20 protein-coding genes and 3 pseudogenes are annotated in these 22,056 nt (G+C 70.5%); 13 read left to right on the top strand and 10 right to left on the bottom strand.

Going from position 1 to position 22,056, the window contains the following annotated elements:
* Positions 1-214: 214 nt before the first annotated feature.
* Positions 215-478: a hypothetical protein gene (locus ACH4MY_RS37330; protein WP_398009188.1), complete on the bottom strand. Its 264-nt coding sequence runs from the start codon at positions 476-478 to the stop codon at positions 215-217.
* Between the two features lie 336 nt (positions 479-814).
* Here ACH4MY_RS37330 and ACH4MY_RS37325 point away from each other — a divergent pair, with 336 nt between their 5' ends.
* Positions 815-1,504: a DUF4328 domain-containing protein gene (locus ACH4MY_RS37325; protein ID WP_398009186.1), complete on the top strand. Its 690-nt coding sequence runs from the start codon at positions 815-817 to the stop codon at positions 1,502-1,504.
* Positions 1,505-1,560: 56 nt separating this feature from the next.
* A pseudogene (locus ACH4MY_RS37320) lies at positions 1,561-1,979 on the top strand (glyoxalase).
* 141 nt (positions 1,980-2,120) lie between these two features.
* On the opposite strand, the gene ACH4MY_RS37315 reads toward ACH4MY_RS37320, so the two are convergent.
* Together ACH4MY_RS37315 and ACH4MY_RS37310 are read right to left on the bottom strand one after the other, a co-directional pair.
* Positions 2,121-3,350, bottom strand: coding sequence for a PP2C family protein-serine/threonine phosphatase (locus tag ACH4MY_RS37315; protein WP_398009184.1), 1,230 nt, complete (start codon positions 3,348-3,350; stop codon positions 2,121-2,123).
* A gap of 1,165 nt (positions 3,351-4,515) precedes the next feature.
* On the bottom strand, positions 4,516-5,121 hold the full coding sequence (locus ACH4MY_RS37310) for a hypothetical protein (RefSeq protein ID WP_398009182.1): 606 nt from the start codon (positions 5,119-5,121) through the stop codon (positions 4,516-4,518).
* Positions 5,122-5,750: 629 nt separating this feature from the next.
* On the opposite strand from ACH4MY_RS37310, the gene ACH4MY_RS37305 reads away from it, so the two are divergent.
* The gene (locus tag ACH4MY_RS37305; protein ID WP_398009181.1) at positions 5,751-6,020 is read left to right on the top strand and encodes a hypothetical protein; all 270 of its coding nucleotides are present in this window, start codon (positions 5,751-5,753) and stop codon (positions 6,018-6,020) included.
* 226 nt (positions 6,021-6,246) lie between these two features.
* Here ACH4MY_RS37305 and ACH4MY_RS37300 read toward each other — a convergent pair whose 3' ends face one another.
* On the bottom strand, positions 6,247-6,636 hold the full coding sequence (locus tag ACH4MY_RS37300; protein ID WP_398009179.1) for a DUF427 domain-containing protein: 390 nt from the start codon (positions 6,634-6,636) through the stop codon (positions 6,247-6,249).
* A 669-nt stretch (positions 6,637-7,305) separates the two neighbouring features.
* Here ACH4MY_RS37300 and ACH4MY_RS37295 point away from each other — a divergent pair.
* Positions 7,306-7,839, top strand: coding sequence for a hypothetical protein (locus ACH4MY_RS37295; RefSeq protein ID WP_398009177.1), 534 nt, complete (start codon positions 7,306-7,308; stop codon positions 7,837-7,839).
* Between the two features lie 46 nt (positions 7,840-7,885).
* On the opposite strand, the gene ACH4MY_RS37290 is transcribed toward ACH4MY_RS37295, so the two are convergent.
* Positions 7,886-8,602: a GNAT family N-acetyltransferase gene (locus ACH4MY_RS37290; protein ID WP_398009175.1), complete on the bottom strand. Its 717-nt coding sequence runs from the start codon at positions 8,600-8,602 to the stop codon at positions 7,886-7,888.
* Positions 8,603-8,882: 280 nt separating this feature from the next.
* On the opposite strand from ACH4MY_RS37290, the gene ACH4MY_RS37285 reads away from it, so the two are divergent.
* Positions 8,883-9,278 (top strand): DUF4118 domain-containing protein, encoded by a 396-nt coding sequence (locus tag ACH4MY_RS37285; protein ID WP_398009174.1) that lies wholly within the window; start codon positions 8,883-8,885, stop codon positions 9,276-9,278.
* A gap of 116 nt (positions 9,279-9,394) precedes the next feature.
* Here ACH4MY_RS37285 and ACH4MY_RS37280 read toward each other — a convergent pair whose 3' ends face one another.
* Complete coding sequence (locus ACH4MY_RS37280) at positions 9,395-9,898, bottom strand: N-acetyltransferase (protein WP_398009172.1); 504 nt, start codon at positions 9,896-9,898, stop codon at positions 9,395-9,397.
* 314 nt (positions 9,899-10,212) lie between these two features.
* On the opposite strand from ACH4MY_RS37280, the gene ACH4MY_RS37275 reads away from it, so the two are divergent.
* The 4 genes from ACH4MY_RS37275 to ACH4MY_RS37260 all read left to right on the top strand — a co-directional run bounded on the left by ACH4MY_RS37275 (position 10,213) and on the right by ACH4MY_RS37260 (position 11,236).
* Positions 10,213-10,440, top strand: coding sequence for a hypothetical protein (locus ACH4MY_RS37275; protein WP_398009170.1), 228 nt, complete (start codon positions 10,213-10,215; stop codon positions 10,438-10,440).
* Positions 10,441-10,449: 9 nt separating this feature from the next.
* Positions 10,450-10,668: a hypothetical protein gene (locus tag ACH4MY_RS37270; protein ID WP_398009168.1), complete on the top strand. Its 219-nt coding sequence runs from the start codon at positions 10,450-10,452 to the stop codon at positions 10,666-10,668.
* Positions 10,669-10,670: 2 nt separating this feature from the next.
* Positions 10,671-10,928 (top strand): hypothetical protein, encoded by a 258-nt coding sequence (locus tag ACH4MY_RS37265; RefSeq protein WP_398009167.1) that lies wholly within the window; start codon positions 10,671-10,673, stop codon positions 10,926-10,928.
* Positions 10,929-11,080: 152 nt separating this feature from the next.
* Positions 11,081-11,236 (top strand): hypothetical protein, encoded by a 156-nt coding sequence (locus tag ACH4MY_RS37260; protein ID WP_398009166.1) that lies wholly within the window; start codon positions 11,081-11,083, stop codon positions 11,234-11,236.
* A 179-nt stretch (positions 11,237-11,415) separates the two neighbouring features.
* Here ACH4MY_RS37260 and ACH4MY_RS37255 read toward each other — a convergent pair whose 3' ends face one another.
* Both ACH4MY_RS37255 and ACH4MY_RS37250 read right to left on the bottom strand, forming a co-directional pair.
* On the bottom strand, positions 11,416-12,039 hold the full coding sequence (locus ACH4MY_RS37255) for a hypothetical protein (RefSeq protein ID WP_398009164.1): 624 nt from the start codon (positions 12,037-12,039) through the stop codon (positions 11,416-11,418).
* Between the two features lie 203 nt (positions 12,040-12,242).
* Positions 12,243-14,291 (bottom strand): RICIN domain-containing protein, encoded by a 2,049-nt coding sequence (locus tag ACH4MY_RS37250; protein WP_398009162.1) that lies wholly within the window; start codon positions 14,289-14,291, stop codon positions 12,243-12,245.
* Positions 14,292-14,845: 554 nt separating this feature from the next.
* Here ACH4MY_RS37250 and ACH4MY_RS37245 point away from each other — a divergent pair.
* From ACH4MY_RS37245 to ACH4MY_RS37235, 3 genes and pseudogenes are all read left to right on the top strand, one after another.
* Positions 14,846-15,508, top strand: a pseudogene (locus ACH4MY_RS37245) (ATP-binding cassette domain-containing protein); the annotation flags it as partial.
* Positions 15,509-15,730: 222 nt separating this feature from the next.
* Positions 15,731-16,834 (top strand): annotated as a pseudogene (locus tag ACH4MY_RS37240) (SpoIIE family protein phosphatase); the annotation flags it as partial.
* Positions 16,835-17,845: 1,011 nt separating this feature from the next.
* The gene (locus ACH4MY_RS37235) at positions 17,846-19,807 is read left to right on the top strand and encodes an NAD-binding lipoprotein (protein WP_398009160.1); all 1,962 of its coding nucleotides are present in this window, start codon (positions 17,846-17,848) and stop codon (positions 19,805-19,807) included.
* A gap of 343 nt (positions 19,808-20,150) precedes the next feature.
* Here the strand turns inward: ACH4MY_RS37235 and ACH4MY_RS37230 are convergent, their stop codons facing one another.
* Positions 20,151-21,056: a S41 family peptidase gene (locus tag ACH4MY_RS37230; RefSeq protein ID WP_398009158.1), complete on the bottom strand. Its 906-nt coding sequence runs from the start codon at positions 21,054-21,056 to the stop codon at positions 20,151-20,153.
* A gap of 57 nt (positions 21,057-21,113) precedes the next feature.
* On the opposite strand from ACH4MY_RS37230, the gene ACH4MY_RS37225 reads away from it, so the two are divergent.
* Positions 21,114-21,668 (top strand): ArsR/SmtB family transcription factor, encoded by a 555-nt coding sequence (locus ACH4MY_RS37225; RefSeq protein WP_398009157.1) that lies wholly within the window; start codon positions 21,114-21,116, stop codon positions 21,666-21,668.
* A gap of 37 nt (positions 21,669-21,705) precedes the next feature.
* On the opposite strand, the gene ACH4MY_RS37220 is transcribed toward ACH4MY_RS37225, so the two are convergent.
* Positions 21,706-22,002: a hypothetical protein gene (locus tag ACH4MY_RS37220; RefSeq protein ID WP_398009155.1), complete on the bottom strand. Its 297-nt coding sequence runs from the start codon at positions 22,000-22,002 to the stop codon at positions 21,706-21,708.
* Positions 22,003-22,056 lie beyond the last annotated feature (54 nt).

Raw genomic sequence — 22,056 nt, 5'->3', positions numbered from 1 at the left:
CTCGACAGCTGTATCGGTCGGCGGAACTACCCGAGCATGCCCGTTGATCATGCTGGCACCGAGGAATTCCAAGATCCCCGACAGAGTCAAGCTAGGGCGTTGGTACTGATCGCGGGCGGCAGCGGTAAGGCGTGTGATCGGTTCGTAGGGCGCGGCCGCCTTGGACAGCGAGGATCCGCCATGCACAGGGAGGGCAGCGCACGGGTATTCGGTGTCAGGAATTGGTGACGCGGACGCGGAGCTCGTACGGTGTGCCGCTGCTGATGGCCTGTGCCTGTTCGGCGAGGTCGGCGTCGGTGAAACCGAGAAGCGTGGCGGCGGTGGCCGCGCGGAGCAGCGGCACGATCTCGGGGATCGGTCGGCCGCGGTGCGAGCGGGCGAGCGTGGTGTAGACCCGATGGTACGGGACGCCGTACGAGCTGGAGGGGTCGGGCAGGAGGTGGTCGATGTGCCGTGCGCTGAGGGAGATCTCTCCCATGGCCTGCTCCCATTCATTCGGGCCGGGTCGTTCCCGTCCTCGTACTCACGAAGCTACGACCGGGCACTGACAGTCGGCGTGGCTCGGGGCCGACGAGGCTGACGGGGTGCGACGGGCTAGTCGGTATGGCCCTCGTCGGCATCGGCTGCCACCTGTGGTGCGCCACGCCAGGTGGGTGGGCTCGTCAGCCGCGGTCCGGCTGGGCGCCGCAGCTCCTCCTCCCCCCGGCACGGAGATTCGTCGTGGACGGGGCGTCGCTCCCTGACGTAACTTCCCTCTGCGCGCACTTCTGTTGTGGGCCGACGTCGATTCCATGCCTGTGGGGGCCGCACCATCATGTCTTCTTCCCGTCTCGGTACTCTGCGCCCGCGCCCGGACCTGCCCGCGCGGGTGCGTGGTCCCCGGCCCGCAGTCCTGTTCGCGGTGTGTGTGCTGCTGTTCGCCGTCGCCGTCTGCGACCTGCTCGCCTTGTACGCGGGCTTTCGGACCCACTCCGCCGTGCAAGGGGACGGGGACTTCCTCTTCGCCCAGCAGGCCGAACTGGACCGTGCCGACGCCCTGTTCACGATGGTGGACCGCTTCGGCGCCCCGGCTCTGCTGGCGTGCGCGGCCGTCTTCGTCGCCTGGTTCCATCGCATGCGACGGGCCGTCGGAGCACTGGCGCCGGACGGCTTCCGGCTGGGTCCGGGCTGGGCGATCGGGGCCTGGTTCGTGCCGGTGGCATGCCTGTGGATGCCCTACCGGATCGCCGTCGAGATGTGGGCCGCCTGCCTGCGTGGGGAAGCTCGTGGGGTGGGCGCCGCACCCTCCTTCTGGCCGGTGAATCTCTGGTGGGGCTCCTTCGCCGGTTCGTTGCTGCTCCGCTGGTACTCCGGATTGAGCTACCGGCGGGCCGAGGGTCTCGCGGAGATGCTGGACGCTGTGACCGTGGGGATGGTGGGTGACATGCTGAACGTCCTCGCGGCAGGCGCGGCCGCGTACTTCGCCGTCCGGCTGACCCGGATCCAGGTCGCCGCAGGCCGCTGAACGGCTTGTCTGGGCTCAACGCCATGCCTGGGCTCGACGGTCTCCCCGTCGGCTCCATGCCCTTGCCAGGATCGCTCCGCCCTTATTGTCAGGAGACACCCGCATACGCCTTGGGCGGCCTTCATCACGTGCAGCTTGCCATTCCTCCGGGCTCCGAAGCGCTCTGCCGGGACTTCTGGGGAGGCGTGCTCGGGATGACGGAGATCGAGAAACCTCCGGTGCTCGCGGCTCGCGGTGGATGTTGGTTCCGGGCGGGGGGCTGGAGGTCCATCTGGGGGTGGAAGTGGACTTCCGCCCGAGCGAGAAGGCACACCCGGGCATCCTGGTGACCTCGCTCCGCGCGCTCGCCGAGCGGTTGGAAGGCAACGGGGTCGCTGTCACCTGGGACGACACCTTCCCCGGGCACGATCGCTTCTACGCCTTCGACAAGCTCGGCAACCGACTCGAGTTCCTTGAGCCGGTGCGTAGCGTCTGAGAGCCGGTCGTCGCCCATTGCCACGGCAGCCTCGTCACCCGCTGGTGCGTGAAGTGCGACCCCGCAGGCCGGGCCTCGGTCGCCCACGGGATGTGTCATGACGGTGACCGGGCCGGCGGCTGATCCGGCCGTGGCCCCGGTTCACAAGCGGATGACGACGAGCGCCGTGTCGTCGGAATTGCCTTCGGTGTTCAGGAGGTCCGCGAGGAGGGCGTCGGCCATGACCTCGGGCTTGTCGCGCCTGCGCCGCCGCAGGGAGTCGGCGAGCCGGGCGAGGCCGACGTCGATGTCCTCCGTGCGGCGCTCGATCAGGCCGTCGGTGTACAGCACCAGCGTCGCGCCCTCGCTGAAGGAAGTGGACGCCTGGGGCCGCGAGACGTGTTCGGGCCGGGCGCCGAGCGGCGGGTCGGTCGCCTGGTCGAGGAAGGTCACGTCGCCGTCGGGCGTCAGCAGCGCGGGCGGAGGATGGCCGGCACTGCTGTAAGTGAGGGTATGGGTGCTCCAGTCGATGAAGGTCGTCGCCACGGTGGACGACTCGGCGCCCTCGACGGAGCGGGCGTAGAGCCCGAGGACCTCGAGTGCCTGGGCCGGGCCCTCGGCGACCAGCGTCGCCGCGCTCAGCGCGCTGCGCAGTTGCCCCATGACGCAGGCGGCGGTGAGGCCGTGGCCCACCACGTCTCCCACGGCCACCGCCATGCGGTCCCCGGGGAGTTTGACCAGGTCGTACCAGTCGCCGCACACGTTGAGGCCGCCGACCGCGGGACGGTAGCGCACGGCTGCCCTGTGGTGTCCGACGGGGCCGGGGGAGGGCAGCATCGCGCCTTGGAGGGCCAGGGCCACTTTGCGCTCCCTGGCGTGCGCCTTGCGGAGGCGCTCGTTGACCTCCTGCAGTTCGCGCGAGCGTGTGTAGAGCTCCGCCTCGAGTCGGGCCGCCCGAGTGGTGCCTCCCAGACCGCCACGCGCCCGGATGAGCGGAGTGATCTCCTCCACCCGGTGCACGATGAGCACCACCTGCTCGTCGGGGCCCATCACGGGCGCGTTGACCGGGCTCCAGAAATGCTCCTGCCAGTGGCCCGGCCGCTGGGCGTCCTCGATGTCGTAGCGGAGCAGGGCCATGGTGTCGCGCTCGCCGGTGGCGACCACCCGCAGCATCGACGCCTCGGTCTCCCGCATGCCGGCGGCCGCCGGGTCGTGGGGGTTCTCGGGGAAGGCGTCGAAGATGTAGCGGCCGACCAGCTCCTCGCGGGAGCGCCCGGCGAGGCGTGCGAAGTCCTCGTTGACGTCGACGTACACCAATTCGGGCGTGAGCAGCGCGACCATGCCGGGCAGTGCCTGGAACACGGCGCCGTAGTCGACCTGCTGTTCGTTCATTCCCCTGCCGTCCCGACGCCGACCGCCAACGTGTGCTGTTCCACGATAGGAGGGAACGTCCGGAGGCGTCCGAAGTCCTGCGCTTTACGGCCTCGGACCGTCACCCGATCGGCCCTGTGGGGGTACGGTGGGGCGGCGGCCGTGAGCTGCCGGTTCCCACGTGCAGGCCCGTGCTGGGCCGGTTGCTCGGCGCGCTCGGCTCCTGGGGTGCGGTCCGCGACGAGGCGGAGTTCCGGTCCCGCCTCGACGCGAGCGCCTCCGCACTCGCCGCACATCTGCAAGGGCACCCGGACGACCTCGCCCTCGCCGACGCCGCCCTCGGGCACACGCGGGAACAGAGCGGACCGCGGGTGGCGTGGTTCGGCGATCTGGTCTCGGACGGACAGGGGCTGGGGGTGATCCGTGTCGACGTGGACCACGAGCTCCCGGTGACGGTGACGGTGACCGCGGGTGTCGTCAGAGCCGCTGACATCTGGGCACTCGCCCGTATGAAGGTGACGCCGACGCCCCCGGAGCCCCAGGAAGGTGAGGCGGGCGCACGGCTCTGGCGCTCGTCGAGGTCGTCCAGGACATACCCGAGACCCCGCTCGGGTTCGCCGGCCGCGTGGAACGGTTCATGGGCCCGGGCAAGACCCGTTCCGAGTCGGCGGTGGAGATCGCAGGCCTCACCACATGCGCTCTGCTCCTCGCCGCCGGGATACGGAGCTCCGGAGCCTGGCACGCATGGTCGGGACTTCAGTGCGCGGTGCCCTGATGGCCGCCGTCCTGGTCAACCTGTTCTGGCTCGAAGTGCCGCTCGTGGTCGGTTGGTTCGCCCCGTTTTCTTCACTCCGCTACGCAGTCACGACCCCGGACGGCCGGCCATCGCCGCAGCGGTCCTCCCACCGCCAGGTGCGCAGCCCGGAGTGTCGGCGCGTGCCGCGTGGGCGGCGCGGACCGGACTATGGTGAGGCCCCAGGGCCCTGGGGAAGACCCTGCGCTCTCTCCACCACGCCAGTCCCGCTTGACCGGACACCACCCGAGCGTGGAGGCGGCGGTTGTGGAACAGGCGGCGGAGATTCGCGGCCCGGGCGAGATGGGGCCGGCTCGCGGCGGAGCGGCGGTCACCGAACCGGAGCCGGCGCATGTGCGTGTGGGTGCGTCGGGGTTCGGCGGGCATGAGCGCTCAAGGGCGTAGCCCGATGTGTTTGAGGGCGACCGCGCTGAGTTCGGTGATGGCCTGCCGGTCCCCCTGACGCCAGGCGTCGGCCCATCCGCCCGGCGGGATCGGCAGCTTGGCGAGTGCGCGCGGAGGACCGGTGAGGGCGCGGAGAGCGAGCAGGTCGGCGCCTCCGGGAGCCTCGGCGAGGCGGCGCAGGGTGCTGCTGCGCCGGATCCAGAGCAGGCGCGGTGGGAGCCACAGCAGGAGGACGACGAACACCGGAATGACGATGAGGGCCGTCGTCACCACGTTGGCGATCTGGCTGACGGTCTCCTGGAGCGACACTCCCGCGTCGGCGAACCCGGAACTTGCATCGGCCGCGGACTCGAGCGGCTTCTTGAGGACGCCGCCGATGAGCGGAATGTCCGACGCCGCGTCTCCCGCGTTGCCGAGCTCCTCGGCGAGGCGGTCACCGGAACTCTCCACCTTCCGTCCAGGTTCGGCCAGCAGCATGATCGTCTCGCGGACGACGAGGGCGGTCCAGACCGCGGCGGCGATCAGGGCCACGGCGATCAGGTCGACGAGCACCTGGCGGTTCCGGCGTGCGGGTGTCTGGGCGTACAAGCGCAACGGATGACTCCCGTTCGAGTCGTGGCGTCGAGGTGGTGCGACCGCCCGGGCCGCGACGCGGCCGACCGGTCGTCCGATTCAACTCTTCCACCGCGCTTCACGAGCAAACGTGCGACACACGCGGCACGCCGCGAGGCGCAGCGTGGAGGGCGCGCGGGGCTGAAGGATTGTTCGGCCGCGAGGGCCGCCCGACTCCGCTGGGCGAGGCATTCGTGGAGTACGGGCGGATCGCCAAGACCCGTGGTCTGATGACGCACCCGGCAGGGAAGGCAGCGAGGGCCCCCTTGACGACGCCGTTGTCGACGGTGCCGGGGCGCACCGTTGCCGGGAGGGCGTTTCGAGGCAGTGTGGTCAGCGCGCGCCGGTCTGTCGGGCCTGGTGTGTCGCGGTGCGAAGGTCGCCGGTGACGGGTCGGCCGTGGCCGGGCAGGAGCAGGATGGCGCCGGTCAGTTCGTCCAGCCGGTCGAGGGAGGTCAGGGCGGTGGGGCTGTCGTGTGTGAAGCCGCGGCAGACCAGCCGAGCTCGCCGGCGTCTCGCCCGAGACCGTCTACAAGGCGTTCGGCGGCAAACCCGGGCTGGTCAAGGCGCTGTGGGACGTCACCCTGGCCGGGGACGACGAACCCCTTGCCATGGCCGAGCGGCCCCAGCTCCAGGCCGTCCTGGCAACCCTCGACGCGCGCGCCAAGCTGCGCCTGTACGCCGCGTTCGTCCGGGGCGTCCACGAACGCCTTGCCGCCCTGTTCGACCTTCTCGCCCAGGCCGGTCCCGACGTCGGTCAGGTCCTCGCCCTCAGCGAGGAGGAGCGGATGACCGGCGTGACCGCCTTCGTCGTCCACCTCACCCATGTGGGCATCCTGCCCGCGGAGCGGCACGCCTGGCGGATTCCTGGTGGGCCTTGACCGGGCCCCACCTGTTCACCCAGCTCACCGCCGGTCGCGGCTGGGACGCCGACACCTACGAGGACTGGCTGACGGGCATGCTCGCCTCAGCCCTTCCGGGCACGACCTGAACGCAGATTCATCACCGTCCTGGCCGGCCGCGCTCCATGCTCTCCAGTGTTGTGGCCATCCTCGTCCGGCTCGGGAATCGAAGGTGTCACGGATCAGGGGCCGGGTGGTCCGCGATTCACCAGCCCGAGCTGCCCGTCGAGCCTTTGAACGGGCCTTTTATCTCGTTCGTGATCCAACCGCCGTAGAAGTCGCCCTCCTGGGCCCGGACGGTTTCCTCGTCCACCATGCACAGTGCTCTACCCGGGTAGAAGGCCAGGTGGCCGCGCATGGCCTGGTAGGGGTCTGAAGGGTTCTCGTAGCTCCATGCTGCGCTGGGCAGTATGGAGGAACCGATGACGATGTCCCAGTACGTTGCCGCGCCCTTCCATTCACACATGGTCTTGCGAGGGTTGGAGCGTATGAACTCCATGGCCACGTCGCTCCGGGGGAAGTAGAAGACCGGGGGATGGCTCGTTTCCAGGAGGCGCAGGCCGTCGGTGGTCTCAGCTACGACGACGAATCCCACCTGTACGGACAATCGACGGCTTTCGGCTTCCAGCCGCGGAGGACGTGGATAGTCCCAGACGGACTCCTGATGAGGTGTGGAAGTGTTCCTGTACATCTCCGTACCTTCTTCTCGCTCCACTAGGACTTCGCTGAAGGTCAGGGGATCGGATGCGGCTGAAGCGAGCTGAACCGAATGACGGCGATCAGCGGAGTCGGGCCAGGAGTGTGGATCGCACAGGAGATGTCCGGGCGGACAGTGAATCGACGCGACGGGTCCATCGGGTGGCGTGTCCGAGGGGCGGCCGACACCTAACTGTCCCCGTAGGCGCGTGTCGGCTCTGGCTCACCTCCTGTGGTGCCGGGTACGGCAGGCACCTGTGCGGGCGGCCGCCCCGCGTGACGGGGCCGGATCCCGCGTCCCGGCCGGATCCGGAGTCCTTCGGACGATCTCCGGGGAACACCGGGATCGACTACGCCGACTGGACCACGGACCCGCTGGCCACCGACCGCAGGGCCGAGCGCGCGGGCGATCCGCAGGCCGGGACCTACAACGTGTACAAGGTCCTGGCGCTCGACGCGGACGGCCACATCACCGTGCCGGTCCGGCGGATGGAGCGGCTCGACGGCTACCGGATCACCGTCCAGCCGACCGGTGCCCCGTCCCCGTACCCGACCAGGCATCCATGTCATGACCGTGCGGTACGCCAACGGCACCGGCGCCGAGTCCCGGCACACCGTCCGGGTCGGCACCGGGCACCAGGGGGAGGTGGTCTACCCGCCCACCGGCGGCTGGGCGAACACCACGATGCGCACCACGACGAAGCGGATCGCGTTGGCCGCCGGGGCGAACACCGTCACCCTGGGGAAGGGCGCGGGACACGCCGAGCTGGACTACGTCGACGTCCGGCCCGACACCCACCGCTACGAGCCCGAGCTCGCCGCCGTCACCGACGTTGGCCTCCGGCACTACCGGTGGAACGAGTTCCCCGACTACGTCGGCGGCATCGACCGGGCGGACGGCTCGGTCGAGTTCGCCGTCGAGGCCCCGCGGAGCGGCTCGTACCTCCTGGACGCGGGCTACGCCAACGGCACCCCCGACCCGGCCGACCACGTCATGACGGTCGACGGTGCCGCCGCCGGCCGGATCGCGTTGCCCTCCACGGGGCCTGGCTGGACACGGAGCGCCAGGACGCGGCCGCCCGCACGGCGACCCTCCGGGTGACCCTGCGCGAGGGCGTCAACCGGGTCCGGCTCGCCAAGGGCAATGGCTACGCCGAACTCGACTGGCTCGCCCTGCGGCTCGATTGAGGACCGCCCGGGCCCCCGGCGTCCAGCTCCACGGCCGCCGGGGGCCTGGACCGCGCGTCCTGGGCCGTCGGGCGGCCCAGGTACCAGACGGGTCCGGGGTCGGGCACATCCAGCTGCGCGAACCCCAGCCGGTCGTAGAACGCCCGGGCCGGTGTGTTCGACCGCACCATGCACAGGTGCACGCCGGGCACACCGTGCACGTGCAGCGCCGCGAGCAGAGTGGCCATGAGCGCGCGCCCGTACCCCCGCCCCTGCCAGGAGGGCAGGAGGTCGATGTGCAGGTGCGCGGGATGTCCGGCCAGCTCGTCGAGGACCATGCGCTCCGGCGTATGGAGCAGGACAGCCATCGACTCGGCGGCTGTGGCGGCCGCGCCGACGGGCGCCCGGAAACGCTCCGCCACCCGAGGCAGCCACTCCTCACGGAACCGGGCGACGAAGCCCGCGGTGTCCGGCACCCCGAGGACATAGCCGACGGCCTGCCCGCAGCCGTCGTCCAGAACGAACGCGAAGTCGGGCTCGAGCTCCACGTACGGGTAGGCGAAGATCACGGGCATCAGCTCGGGATCGGGGTAGAGGGCGGAGGAGTCACCGCCCTCGTGGGCCGTCTTGACACAGATGTCCGCGAGTTCGGCGCGGTCCGAGGGCCGGTAGCGGCGGATGAACGGTGCTGTCGTCATTCGTCCGACGATCCCAGAATGGGAGCGCTCCCGCACCGGATTTGCGCCCCTCTGAACGGCACCGGGCCACCCAGACCGCCGGCTTCACGCCCGCTGCCGACCCTGCGACAGGGCGGACGGTCCGCGAAGTCTCCGCGAGCACGGCGCGGAGACCGCCCGGCCGCACACCGGGACCGCGAACCCGCACCGGTTTCACGACCAGGGGGGTTTCGGGCGCCTCCCCGTGGTGGTGCATGATTTCCCAGGGCCCCAACGGCGGGGCAGGTGAAGGGGGCGACTCATGCTCGAATGGAAGCCGATCAGCTCCGGCATGCGTCCGGTGCCCAGCCCTGCGGCCACCCCCTCCGTGTGGGCGGTGACGGCCGTCACGGCCTTCGCCCTGGTCACCGCGTTCAACCTTCTCGACGGCCACGGCGATCCCACCGTCGACCTGCTGGCCATCTGCGTCATCGTGGCCGCTGTGAGCACCGGAGCCCGTCTCACAGCCGCTCCGGGAACCGCATTGCTCTGCTGGCTCACCCTCAACGGCTTCGCCACCGCGCCTATCGGTGAACTCACTTGGGAAACTCCCTACGACGTCGCGCGCCTCGCCTGCCTCCTCGCCGCAGCGACCGCGGGCACCGTCGTTGCCCGCCTCACCAACGCGCGCGCCGCCCACCGCCGACTCACCCCGTAGGGGCCGCCAGGCGATGGTGAGCGGCGGCCACCTGTTCTCGCCAGCCACTTGATGCCGTTGTGTTCACGAGAGAGCCGATCGCGTCCAGCATCGCCTGATGGCAGTACGAAGGCTACTTACGCGTCGGGGTGTTCCGGCAGGGCGAGCCAGTCCGGCCAGGAGATCTCTCGGCCGAGGAAGCGCGGCTGCTCGAACGGCCAATCGGCGGCGATCCACTGCGGCACCAGCTCGTCGAGGGCCTGCTCGACCTTGCTGTCCACGAGTTCGTCCACCACCCACCAGGAGATCTCGCCGTCCGCGCCGGCCCTCTCCGGTGGGTCGATGTAGACGCAGCCGAGCAGTGCTGTCTCCGCAGCGTCGAACAGCGCGTAGTTGAAAGACTGGTGTGCGGCGATCTCCTTCTCGTGCCGCAACAGGTCGGCCTGGTCGGCCTCGTAGGTCATGGTGGCCGCGGGCCAGCCCCAGGCTGGGCCGAAGAGGGTCCACAGCCGCTCGCGCGAAGCCATCACAGCCGGATAGTCGAGGGCGGTGTCCGTCTCCCGGATCGGCCGCAGGTGATGACCACCGCCAGGCAGCGGTACCAGGACGGGATGGACGAAGTCATCGGGAAGCCAGCTCATAGGGCCCGACCGTAGCAGCGCGCGGAAGCGGCCGGACCCGCACCTGCTGGTACGCACCGTGGCCGTACAAGCTGTGCGGCTCACACCGCAACGGGATCCGGTTGCCGCCGGCCACCCGTCCTCCGGGCCGAAAGATGTGGTGTCAGCACGTATGGATTCTTCCGATCATGATCGACAAGGCTGGTCCCGGGAGCGGCCGTCCGCCGCTCAGGGAAGGTCGAGGCCGTCCTGACCTTGAGGTGGGCCCGCCCTGGACCGCGTGGGCGGCCTGACATGTCGGGGTAGCCCTTTCGATCAGACACGGGGGTGTCGAGATGTCATTCGACGACGAGTGGGCCGGCATCAAGACGGTGACGCACGAGCAACAGACGGCGATGCGTCTGAACCAGCTCGACGGAGGCGGCGGAGGCGGCGGGGGATCGCAGCAGGGCGGCAGCTTGAGGGTCGAGCAGGCAGACCTCGCGGCCGTCGGCGACGCGGCCACTCAGGCCACCAGCATCGCCAACATCCTCACGGACACGCATGGTGAACTCGTCGGCTAGAAGCAGCAGTTGGACACGGCCCTGGAACAGGCGCTGTCCCGGAACCTGACGGTGGTCGGGACCGGTGGCGGCGGGTTCACCGTCACCATGAGCATCCACCGCGACCGGGCGGCCAAGGGGCATGACGTGCCGGAGCACACCCAGGCCGATGTGAACGCCGTGCGCGACCAGGTCCAGAAGATCCTGGAGCGGCGACCGAGAGCGACAGCACCGCCGGGCAAGCCTTGACCATGCTGGTCAGCCAGACCCCGTACGGCGTCTCCGACGCCGCCTACTACAACCGGGACCGTGCCGCCGAGGCGATGAAGGACGCCGAGCGGATCGCGAACCTGCTGAAGAAGAAGGGGGACGACCTCACCCCCGAGGGCCGCCAGTCCGAACGCGGCGACCGAGTTCTTCAACGCCACACAGCCCGACGACAACGCCAAGTACGTCCTCGGCGACCGGCAGACCTTCGACGACACGCCGCTGAACAGCAAGGACGGTGACGGCGAGCGCGTTCTCGCCCTCGAGGGTCGCCTGGGAGCCCCGTCCGAGAACTACCCTGCGACGTGGGACTGGCAGATGCCGCAGGGCGCGGAGGTGTGCATCGGAGACGAGGCACGGAGCACCGACACGGTCGTCGGCACCGCGCGGAAGCGTGCCGTCAAGGGGCAGGAGCACGTCTTCGTGGCACCGCACCGCCGAGCGCTTCTATCCGAAGAAGGATGACGTCGCCGAGCGCAAGGAAGCCATGGTCCGATTCATGACCTCGTACTTCCCCGCCGCGCAGAAGGCCGTCGACTGCACGGGCTGACAGCAGAGGGGCGGCCGTCGCGCGTGCGCGCCGGCATCCCGCCCCAGCCCGGAGCGCCCGGCGGCAGGTTCATTGTCGAGCTTCCCGGCCGTAATGTTCGGTCCCCCTGACGTCGTACACGGGGGACCGAGGCGCTCCAGTCGGACAGGTTCGAGCGGGGCGCGGCGACCCGGCCGCCGTCAGCGCCGCCCGCCCCGCCTGCGGCGTATCCAGATCCCACCGGCGGCTCCGGCGAGTGAGGCGACTGCGAGCCCGACCGTGGTCAGCCAGGGACCCCAGGCCTGCTCGTCCTCAGCCTCGGCCGCGGAGCCAGACGTCGACGGGGAACGGGAAGCCTCCGGAGCCGGCGATGTCTTCCGCTCCCCTGGAGGTGTGTGGGGCGGCGTGGCGGCGGTTCCGCCCGGAACCGACGAGGCACTGGGAGACGAGGGGACCGCCGCTACCGTCAACTGCCGCTCGGCGTGCCCCAGCGCGGGCTGTCCGGCTTCGACCGTGACCTTCCAGATGCCGGTCGGCAGGGCCTCGGCGGTGGTCCAGTCGGTCGGTCGGGTGCCGCGAACGAGTTTCCAAGGGCCTGCCGTTCGGCGGCCGTCCGCGCTGACGGCGCTGACCAGTGCGGCGACCTGCTCGTCGACGGCGTCGCCGTCGTTCTCCCAGGTCACCTTGGTCAGGACATGGCCGTCTCGGTGACCGGTGATGACCACGTCCAGGGTGTCACCGTGTGCGGCGGCGGGATGCGGCAGGGCGAGGCCGAGGCCGAGCGCTGCGGTGAGGAGGAGTGCGGGTCGGGTGGCGGTGTGCATGGCGGTGCTCCGGTCCGATGCTGGAGTGAAGACGGGGGCTTGCGGGGCTGGGGCTGACGAGGCGTGGCGCCCGCAAGGCGCGGGGGCTCGCGACGCGCGGGGCTCGTGAGGCGCGGGGGCCTGCGAGGCATGGGGCTCGCGAGGGCGGGCCGCCGATCGGCGGCCCGCCCGGCGTGCGACGCGGTGGCGACCTGCGGGCCGGCTCAGCCGGCCCGGCGGGCCGTCCAGATCTGCGCCGTCCGTCCGTCCGCGCGCTGGAGGTCGAGCAGCCAGGCCCCGTAGTACGGGCGGCTGCTGACGGTCAGGGCGTAGGTACCGCTCCGGTCGGTGAGCGTGACCGCGCCGTTCACGACCGTCATCCGCCACTGTTGGGCGGAGGAGCCGGCGGCACAGGGCTGCTGGGCCACCCACATGCCGGGGGCAGGCGTGGCGCCGGGCTGCAGGCACTTGGCGGAGGCCGCCGACCGGACGCGTACGAGACCACTGCCCGCGTCGTCGAAGTACCACTGCTGCTGCTCGTACCCGTTGCTCTGAGCACCGACCAGGACAGTGCCGTCGGCGCTCCGGCCGCCCCACAGCTGGGCGCTGAGCCCCGTACTGCCGTTGGAGAGCAGATAACGGGTGCCGGGGGTGGTGGTGCCGCCCGCCCCGGCGGTACGGAAGCTCGTCGCCCGGCCCGGTCCGCTGTCACGGCCCTGGCTGTCGCGGACGGAGACGGCGGCGGTGTGCGGGGTGCCCGGCCGCAGGTTGTAGATCCGCAGCGCGGTGCCCTGGACCCAGGTCAGGTGCCTGCCGTCGAGGAGTACCTGGTACCAGGACGCTCCGCTGACCCGCGGCCAGCTGACCACGACGGAGTCCGCCTGGATCTGGCCGACCGTCACGTCCGGCCCGGCGCCCGGCCGCGGCCCGGTCGGCGTCGGTGTGGGCGTGGGCGTGGGCGTGGATGTCGGGCTGGGTGTGGGGTTCGGTGTCGGGTCCGGTCCGGTACCGCCGCCCTTGGTCCGCATGAGGAACTGGTTGTCGGCGATGTTCCAGTGCGTGGCGAGATAGCTGCCGGGCCGCGGGCTGGTGTGGAAGTAGTCGTCGTGGTTGCAGTCGAGGATGTTCTCGGAGGCCCGGTTGGTGCAGACGTTACGCATCTGCGGGTAGTACGGGGTGTCCGAGTAGCACATCACGTCCCACTCGTCCGTGCAGTGCGCACCCCGGCTGGTGTTGGGCGCGCTGTTGTTGACCGCGCCCAGGTTGTGGCCGAGTTCATGGGCCGCGGTGTGCCCGCCCCAGCAGCCGCTGTCGGTACGCCCGTACGAGGGGCCGAAGTTGCTCTGGTTGGACTGGCCCGGCCGCTCGTCCCCGGCGAAGGTGCCGATGCCGCAGTACACCTGCACTTCGGCGAAGATCATGTACTTGCGGTCGCGTCGGTCGAGGCCCTTGGCGGCCAGCGCGCGGTTGGTGGCGCTGAACTCGGCCAGCGCGGAGTCGGGGAGCTCGATGTTGAGGACGGTGGGCGTGCAGTCCGCGGCCGTCACGTACCGGATGTGGCGGACGCCGCCGGTCTCCTCGGCGCTGGCCGAGTAGATGAGGTCGGCGTCGGCGGCCCACTTACGGAAGGAGGCGAGGTACTCGGAGTACCGGTCGCGTCCGGGGCCGTGGACGTACACGACCTGGATCCGATTGCCGGTACTGCCGTCGCTGTCGCACTGGACGGTCTGCCCGGCGGGCCCCGCGGCGGCCGTGGTGGTCCCGGTCGCGCCCGGAGCGGTGGCGGTGGAGGGGCTGGGCGACGCGGCGGCGGCGGGGGTACGCGGGGCCTCGGCGTCGACGGCGGGCGTGTCCTGCGAGGACCCTTGGCTCTTACGGGGCGCGGGCTGCGGCGCGGCCGGCTTCGAGGGATCGGCCGCGGGTGTCACGGACTTGACCGCGGGTGGCGTGTCCTTCTTGATGTCGACGCCCTTGGGCGGCGCGTCGGGGCCGTGGGTGCACAGACCGGTGGCCGTGGCGTAGACGCCCGCGCAGCGGTCTCCCTCAGGGGCCACTTTGAGCCCGTCGTACACCATGCCCCTGGCCGGCTCGTTGGTCGGCTTCTTCTGGATGGGCTCGGGCTCCACGCTCCTGGCCGGCGCGGCGGCGGGGACGGCGATGTCGGTGACGGGGGTCTCGATGCGGGCGAGCGGAGTCCTGCCCGAGTCCGCGCGTCCCGCCCCGTAGGCGATCCCCCCGGCTATGACTGCCGCGATGGCCATCGCGGCAGTCACGCCTATGAAGGGTCTGCGAGGCCTTGCCCCGCGTGCCTGACTCTCCTTCGGCTTCCTATGTCTAGGCATGCACACCTCAACTCTTTGGTCAGAAGACTGGGTGCGCGGAAGCCTGTCAGAACCTCCCGGTGAAGAATTCGGACAAAGGGGAGAGCATTCCAAGAATCCATTCCGTTACCTACGCTTCCGTATCTGATGAACACTCAATTGCCTTTGAATTAAGTATAGTTGGCTGTGTGGCAGAGTATTGGTCCAGGCCTTTCCGGCGATCCTGTTATCTAATTGAAATAAACGTCGACGGTTATTGACGTGAATTCAGTGAAGGATTCACCTAATTTCTCACCTCGTGAATCCCCTCGATCACCACCCGTGAGCACCTGGCCCACTCCGGCCTTCGAGCTCGCCCTGCTCCTGGCTCGGTGCGCCCGGGGCGACGAAGCCATCGACGTGATGCGCCTGCACGCCGACGCCCGCAGTGAGGCCGACGGGATCCTCCGTACTCTGTCCCGCCTGTGCCTCGTCCAGAGCCGCTCCAGGACGGAGCCGGAAGGAACATGCCGCCGAACGGGGCGTTCTCGCGTGTCCCGTCACCACCGTTCACCGGGCAGGCGCCGGGGTGGTCAACCCTTGCTGCAGGCTCCCCGGAAGGCTCGCCCGGTCGGGCGGCGGACCGGGTGCCGTCCGATGGCTGCGGAGAGGGTGGAGGTGGGCGAGTGCCCAGGGGGCCGCTCCTGTCCCTGCGCGGGATCACCAAGCACTTCGGCGGTGTCGTCGCTCTCGACTCGGTCGACCTCCAGGTGGACCGGGGGCAGGTGCTCGGTCTGGTGGGTGACAGTGGGGCCGGCAAGAGCACCCTGGTCAAAGCTGTTTCCGGAGTGGTCCCACCGGATGGGGGGACCATCGAGTGGCAGGGCGTCCGCGTCGAGCTACGCCGGCCCGTCGATGCCCAACGGCTCGGCATCGCCACCGTCTTCCAGGACCCGTCGCTGGTCGACCGCCTGGACGTGGTGGCCAATCTCTACCTCGGCCGCGAACTGCGCAGGTTCGGTGTCCTGCGGCAGATCGAAATAGAGAAGCGGTCCATTGCACTGTTCGAACGGCTCGCCATCAGCCTTCCGCATATCCGAACCCCCGTCAGAGCCCTCACCCTGGGCCAGCGTCAAACGGTCGCCATCGCACGGGCGCTGCTGGGTCGGCCCCAGCTGGTCGTCCTCGACGAGCCGACCGCCACGCTCACGGTGGATCAGACCTTGCGGATGCTCGACCTGATCCGTCGTCTGCGGGACGAGGGTCACGCGGTGATCATGGTCAGCCACAACCTCGACGACGTTCAAGCTGTCGCTGATCGCATCACCGTGCTCCGGCTGGGCTGCAACGGAGGCGAGTTCGAATCCCGGTACACCAGCCAAGAGCAGCTCGCGGCCGCCATCAGCGGCGGTCATCCGCTCGCGGTGACTCTCCAGCAGAGCCTGCTGCCGCGCGGGCTGCCGGCGCAGGACGCCGTCGAGGCCGCCCACCGGTACCTTCCTGCACATGCGGGGGTGGGCGGAGACTGGTTCGACGTGATCCCGCTGTCCGGCGCCCGGGTCGCACTCGTGGTCGGAGACGTCGTCGGACACGGCCTGCACGCCGCCGCCACCATGGGACGACTGCGCACCGCCGTGAACAACCTCGCCATGCTCGATCTACCGCCCGACGAACTCCTCACCCATCTCGACGAGGTCGTTGCCCGCATCGACGACGAGCAGACGGCCGGCGGCCGCGAGGACGCCGTCGTCGGCGCCACCTGCCTCTACGCGATCTACGACCCGGTCACCTGCCGCTGTCAGCTTGCCCGCGCAGGGCACCTGCCGGCCATGCTCGTGAGCCCCGACGGCACCACAGACATCCCCGAAACGCCGGTCGGACCGCCTTTGGGGCTGCGCGGACTGCCTTTCACCACGGTCGAGTTCGACGTCCCCGAAGGCAGTCAGCTGGTCTTCTACACCGACGGGCTGGTGGAGTCACGGACCCACGACATCGACGTGGGCCTGGAGCGACTGCGCGCGACCCTGTCCCACCCCGGGCGCACTCCGGAGGAGACCTGCCAGGCCGTGTTCAGGGGGATGCTTCCATCGGACTCGGCCGACGACATCGCCCTGCTGGTCGCGCGTACCCACGCGTTGCCCGGCGACAGGATCGCCGAGTGGAACGTCCCGCCCGACCCTTCGGAGGTGGCCGCCAGCCGGGCCGCCGCCACGGCCCAGCTGCGCCGCTGGGGTCTGGAGGATCTGGTCCTCGGCACGGAGCTGATCCTGAGTGAACTGGTCACCAATGCCATCCGCCATGGCAGCAGCCCGATCGGCGTACGCCTGGTCTACGCGCGGACGACGCTGATCTGCCAGGTCGCCGACACCAGCAGCACCTCGCCGCGAGTGCGACTCGCCGCGGACACGGACGAGGGCGGGCGGGGTCTGTTCCTGGTCGGGCAGATCGCCCAGCGCTGGGGAACGCGGTACACCGAGACCGGGAAGATCATCTGGACCGAACAGCAGTTGCCCTGATCGCAAGGGTGATGGCGGTCAGCCCTTGATGAGGCCGGCTGCGGTCATCCCGCCTGAGACCGAGCCGGTGCGGTCCGTAGGCGGGTGCTCCGGGCGCGGCTGGGGACCGGGACCCGGATGGCCTGGCGATCGGCGGCTTCGGCGAGCACTGCGTTTCTGGCTCTCTCTCCGGCGTCGAACGGCGCTGGGGAGAAGAGGTCGCTCGCTCTGACGTGCCGTTCCCAGTGGTCCCGCCAGAACTCCACCGTCCAACCCGTCGTATTCGCGCAGTTCGGCCTGGCCCTCGTACAGCCAACGCACCTCCCAGCCGGGCCACCGTCCTGACGGAGGCCGGGCAGCGTGGCGAGAACCGACGTGGGCTCTTCCTGCAGGTCGAGGTCGATTCCGACCGCCCAGCCGGTCCGGTACAGCTCGTGTGTGCCGTTCTCGCGGACCATGATGACGTTGGCTCTGTCTCCCATGGGGCCAGGATGAAAGGGCGGGAGGCTGTCGGCTATTCGATTTCGGTGCCTTCGAGTCTCTGGTGGCCAGAGACGTAGAGATGTGGCGCCATTCCGACCGGGCGGGTGGCCGGAGTCGTGGTTACCGTCCCAGGCCTGAGTCTGCCGTCCGCTCTTCCGCCACGACCTCCGGCCGTGGGCCCCCTACGACGGTGCCCCGACAACGGCGCGCGCGGCCCCGACAGCAGCCGCCCCGGCGATCAGCGAACCGATCACAGGGCACCCACTTGGCGCCCGCGCGGCGACTGGTTCCATCGCCGCCGCCCGCCGGGCCCCGCCGCCTAACGGACCGCGGCGCCTCACGGGCCAGGCACCGTCCCAGGCCCCGACTTCGGCGCAGCCGCGTACCTCCGCATCTGAGGAGCCACGGCCCCACCCGGGCGCCCGGGCGCACGCAAGAGCGCGCGGTGGCGCCTGAGAGTCGAACGCCTGACTCCCGGCCGCCTGCCCGAAAGGATGAACGTCGCCCGTCGACGGCGTTTCGCCCCGGTGCCGCCGTCACCCTGCTGACGTGCGCAAGGAGCTCGAATACACGGTCCCGCCCCAGCGTCCGTCCCGTCCCGCAGCCGTCCCGGACCCGCCTACCCCCGGCCCGCCCCGACACCGGCCCGCGCCCTCGCTGCGGGACCGGACGCAGTACTGGGTGGACCGGACCGTGGTGAAGGGCATGACCACGGTCGCCGGCTGGCTCGCGCTGGTCTGCCTGGCCGTGGTGGCACCGGCGAGCGCCCTCCTCGTCTGGACCGACAGCCGCTCGCCCGACACAGTCCAGGGCAAGGTGGAGACCGTCTGGCGGACCGTCGGCCAGACCCTCCGGCTCGGCGGCGAGGTCGGCCCGCCGCTGCGGATGGTCCTCTCCGTCCTGCTGGCGCTCGTCTCCCTGCTCTACGTCTCCACTCTCGTCGGCCTCGTCACCACTGCGATCACCGACCGGCTGACCGAGCTTCAGCGCGGACAGTCGACGGTCGTGGAGCGTGGGCACTCTCTGGTCCTCGGCTGGTCCGAACAGACCCCGACGCTCGTCGCCGAGCTGCTCGCCGCCCATGCCCAGCGGCGGAACAGCGCGGTCGTGGTCCTAGCCGACCGTGACAAGCTCGACATGGAGCGGGAGTTGCGGGCGGTTCTCACCGCCGTCGGCGGCCGACGCGTCCGGTTGCTCTGTCGCCGGGGCCGCCCCTCCGACCCGGCGGCTCTCGCCCGCGTCAGCCCGGCCGCCGCCGGGGCGGTCGTAGTGCTGCCGCCGGACACCCCCGAGGCCGACACCCAGGTCGTCAAGGCGCTGCTCGCGCTGAGGGCCGTGGTCGGCGACGCGAGCCCCGTACGCGTCGTGGCGGCGGTCCGGCAGACCCGGCACGTCGCCACCGCCCGGCTTGCCGCCGGGCCCGGCGCGGTCGTCCTCGACGTCGACGGCATCGCGGCCCGGACCCTCGTCCAGTGCGTCCTCGAACCCGGACTGTCGCGCGTCCTGGAGGACCTGCTCGACTTCGCCGGTGCCGAGCTGCACGTCCACCGTGTAGCCGGGCTCGGCGGCCGGACCTTCGCCGAGCTACGGGCGGCCTGTGCGGACGCGTGCGTGGTGGGCCTCGTACGCCCTGACGGCTCGCCGCTCCTCAACCCGCCGCCGCAGACAGCCCTCGGCCCCGCCGACGCCGTCGTCGTCCTGGCCGAGGACGAGACTCCACCGACCTGGACCGCAGCCCCGGAAACACCGCTCCCGGCGCCCTTGTTCGTGAAGGCCGAGACCGCCGCCGACATCCGCACCGCCCCTCGCCGTGTTCTCGTCCTCGGATGGAACCGACGCGGCCCGGAGATCGTCGACGGCCTCGCTCGCAACGGCTGGGAGACGGTCCGTGAGAAGGCTCTCCCCGACCCCGACCCCGCCCTCTACCCGGCCCATCGCATCCTCGTCCTCGGCGGCCCCGACGGCCACCCCGACCCCGACGAGCACACCCTTGTCACCCTTCTACGGCTCCGCGCCGCCGAGCGCGCGTCGGGCCGCCGGAGCCCCACCATCGCCGAACTGGCGGACGCCCAGCATCGCCCCCTCGCCCCGGCCGGCCCGCACACGGACCTCGTGGTCGGCGGACGGCTCGTCGGCCTGCTCATGGCCCAGGTCTCGCAGACCGTCGAACTCGCGGCGGCCTTCGACGAGCTCTTCTCCCCGACGGGCAACGCGGTCCGTCTCCGACCCGCCACCGACTACGTCCCCGCCGGGACCGAGGCGTCCTTCTCGACGCTCGTCGAGGCCGCCGGACGGCAGGGCGCCACCGCCCTCGGCTACCGCCCCGGCGACTCCGGGACCCCGTTCCTCAACCCGCCCAAGACTGGAGCGCGCCGTTGGTCGCGCGCGGACACCCTGATCGTCGTCACCACGACCGGACCCCTCCGGCCCCAGGAGGACCCTGCCAGGCCGGCCGACACACCGGTCTTTCCCTGGGATGGGACGGACGAGCGCGGGGGACGCTCGCGTTGAGGGTGAAGGCGCGCGAGGCGGGTGCGGTGATGTGAAGGTCGACGTATGCCCAGTTGGCGGCCGACGCGTACCCGAACAGCCCGGCGACGGCCGGGTTACCGGCCGCGCGTACGCCGCACAGTGCGACCCGGTCGCGCGGGCGAAACGTGGGGTCCTGTCGCAGCCGCAGGGTTTCGCGGCCCCGTCACGCAGCCCGGCGGCCAGCACAGCGACTACGACTGTCCAGGCCCTGGTGTCCGGGCGCCGTGGTGCCGCGAAGTCGTGGCCGGCACAGACGTAACGCAGGACAGGGAAAAGGGTGCTGTGCGCGGGTGCTGTCGACGAGCTGGACCGGTGGTCCGGGTCAGCCTGCCAGCTGGGCCAGGGCCAGCGCGTGTGCCTGGTCCAGGGCTTCAGCGGCAGGGCATGAGACGTCCGGCTCTACTCCGGTGCCTTCCCAGTTGGTGCCGGAGACGGGGTTGATGGCCCGGCCCATGGGGACGGTGACTTCCAGGTGCGGATGCACCGTCCAGCCCTTGCACGGGTGTGCGCCGCCGCGGGTGCGTTCGCCGACGACCACGGCACGCCCGAGCTGCTGGAGGTTGTACGCGAGCTCTTCGGCGGCGGAGAAGGTGCTGGCGCTGGACAGCACATACAGCGGCTTGCTGCCGCCGAAACGTGCGCCGGGAACGTGCGGCAGGCTCCAGGACTGTTCGCTGAGGTCGCGGCTGCGCCAGTGCATGGTGTTGAGGTGGGTGCGCTGGTCGAGAAGGTAGCTGCAGACGAAGGCGACGGTGTCGGGGTCGCCGCCGCGGTTGCCGCGGAGGTCCACGATCAGTGCCTTGGCGCGGGAGACCAGGGTGAGCGCCGCGGCCAGAGGCTCGGCGGCCCAGTCGAGGGGAAACAGCATGGGTGCCAGTTCGGCCACGGCGATTCCACCGTCGAGCAGTTGCACCCGGGGCGCGCCGCCGAGCGAGGTGTCGAAGTCCCTGCGCATCGCGTCCAGGGTGGCCGCTCCCTGCTGAGGGGAGACCGGGTCGGCGTGGTGTTTCAGCCTCAGGTGCCGGTCGCCGTTGACGGACTGCAGGTCCGCGGTGACCAGAGCGGCGAGCTCCTCGGCGCTGCAGGCGTCGTAGGCGCCGTCGGCGAGGCGTCGTTGCAGCAGGCCGGCGACCTGCTCGGCTATCTCGGGGAACACGTACTGCTCGATCACGAGCCGTGCTGTGTCGTCGATAACCGACGTCGGGAGAAGCTTCGTTGAAGTTGTCACGGCAGGGAGTACAGCATCACTCTTGCGTAAGCGTCAAAGAATTTAGACACTTTTGGTATGCGTGATCAGTCCTCCTACCAGCCTCCCTACCTGCCGCCCCCCGAGGATGTCCTGGAGATCGGTGCGCCCGAGCAGTTCGCGGCACTCGCCCACCCCTTGCGCCAGCGGCTGCTCTTCGCCCTGGGCCACCGGCCCGCCACCACCAGCCAGCTCGCTGCGCAACTCGACGCGAAGAAGGGCAACGTCGCCCACCACCTCAAAGTCCTGCGCGAAGCCGGGCTGATCCACATCGCCGAGACCCGCCGGGTCCGCGGAGGCACCGAGCAGTACTACCAGCGCACGGCCCGCCACATGATCGTCGCCCAACCCCAAGCGGCAGGCACCACCGCGATGCTCACCGCCGTCGCCCAGGAACTGGACCGTTCACCCACCAACACTCACCTGACACTGCGCCACCTGCATCTCAGCCCCGAGCAGGCGAGAGAACTCGGCGAGACCCTCACCCGACTCGTCGACGAAGCCGAAGACAATCCGGACGACCAACCTCTGCACGGCGTGCTGGTGGCGCTCTACCAGCAGGCCCTGCCCACCAGCCCCACGAACCCTGCCTGATGGCACCAACCTCACAAGGCACCACCTAGGCAGTGTTTTAGGAAGCGCGGGTGGCCAGCCACTTGGTGAGGTCGCCCGCGATGCGGTCGGTGCTGGTTTCGACGGTCACGTCGTGTTCGCGGCGGGTGGTGTCGCGGCGGACGATCTCGTATCCGCCCTCGTCCAGGGCTGCGACGGAGGCGAACCAGGCGGGGTCGTCTTGGTCGGGCTGGATGACGACGAAGGTGTTGTCGGAGTCGTTGAGGTCGCCGATCAGCATGAACAGGGCGTCCTCGGACGGGTCGTCGACGTGGTCGCCGTTCTCGCTGTCGGCGCAGTAGTACCTGGCGGCCACTGAACTCTCCCCATGCGCGTGCTGCCCAATGCCATGATCAGGATGGCATGGCCG

This window comes from Streptomyces sp. NPDC017246, assembly GCF_044331325.1.
Lineage (GTDB): Bacteria > Actinomycetota > Actinomycetes > Streptomycetales > Streptomycetaceae > Streptomyces.
This window is presented reverse-complemented; position numbering and strand designations above follow the sequence as displayed.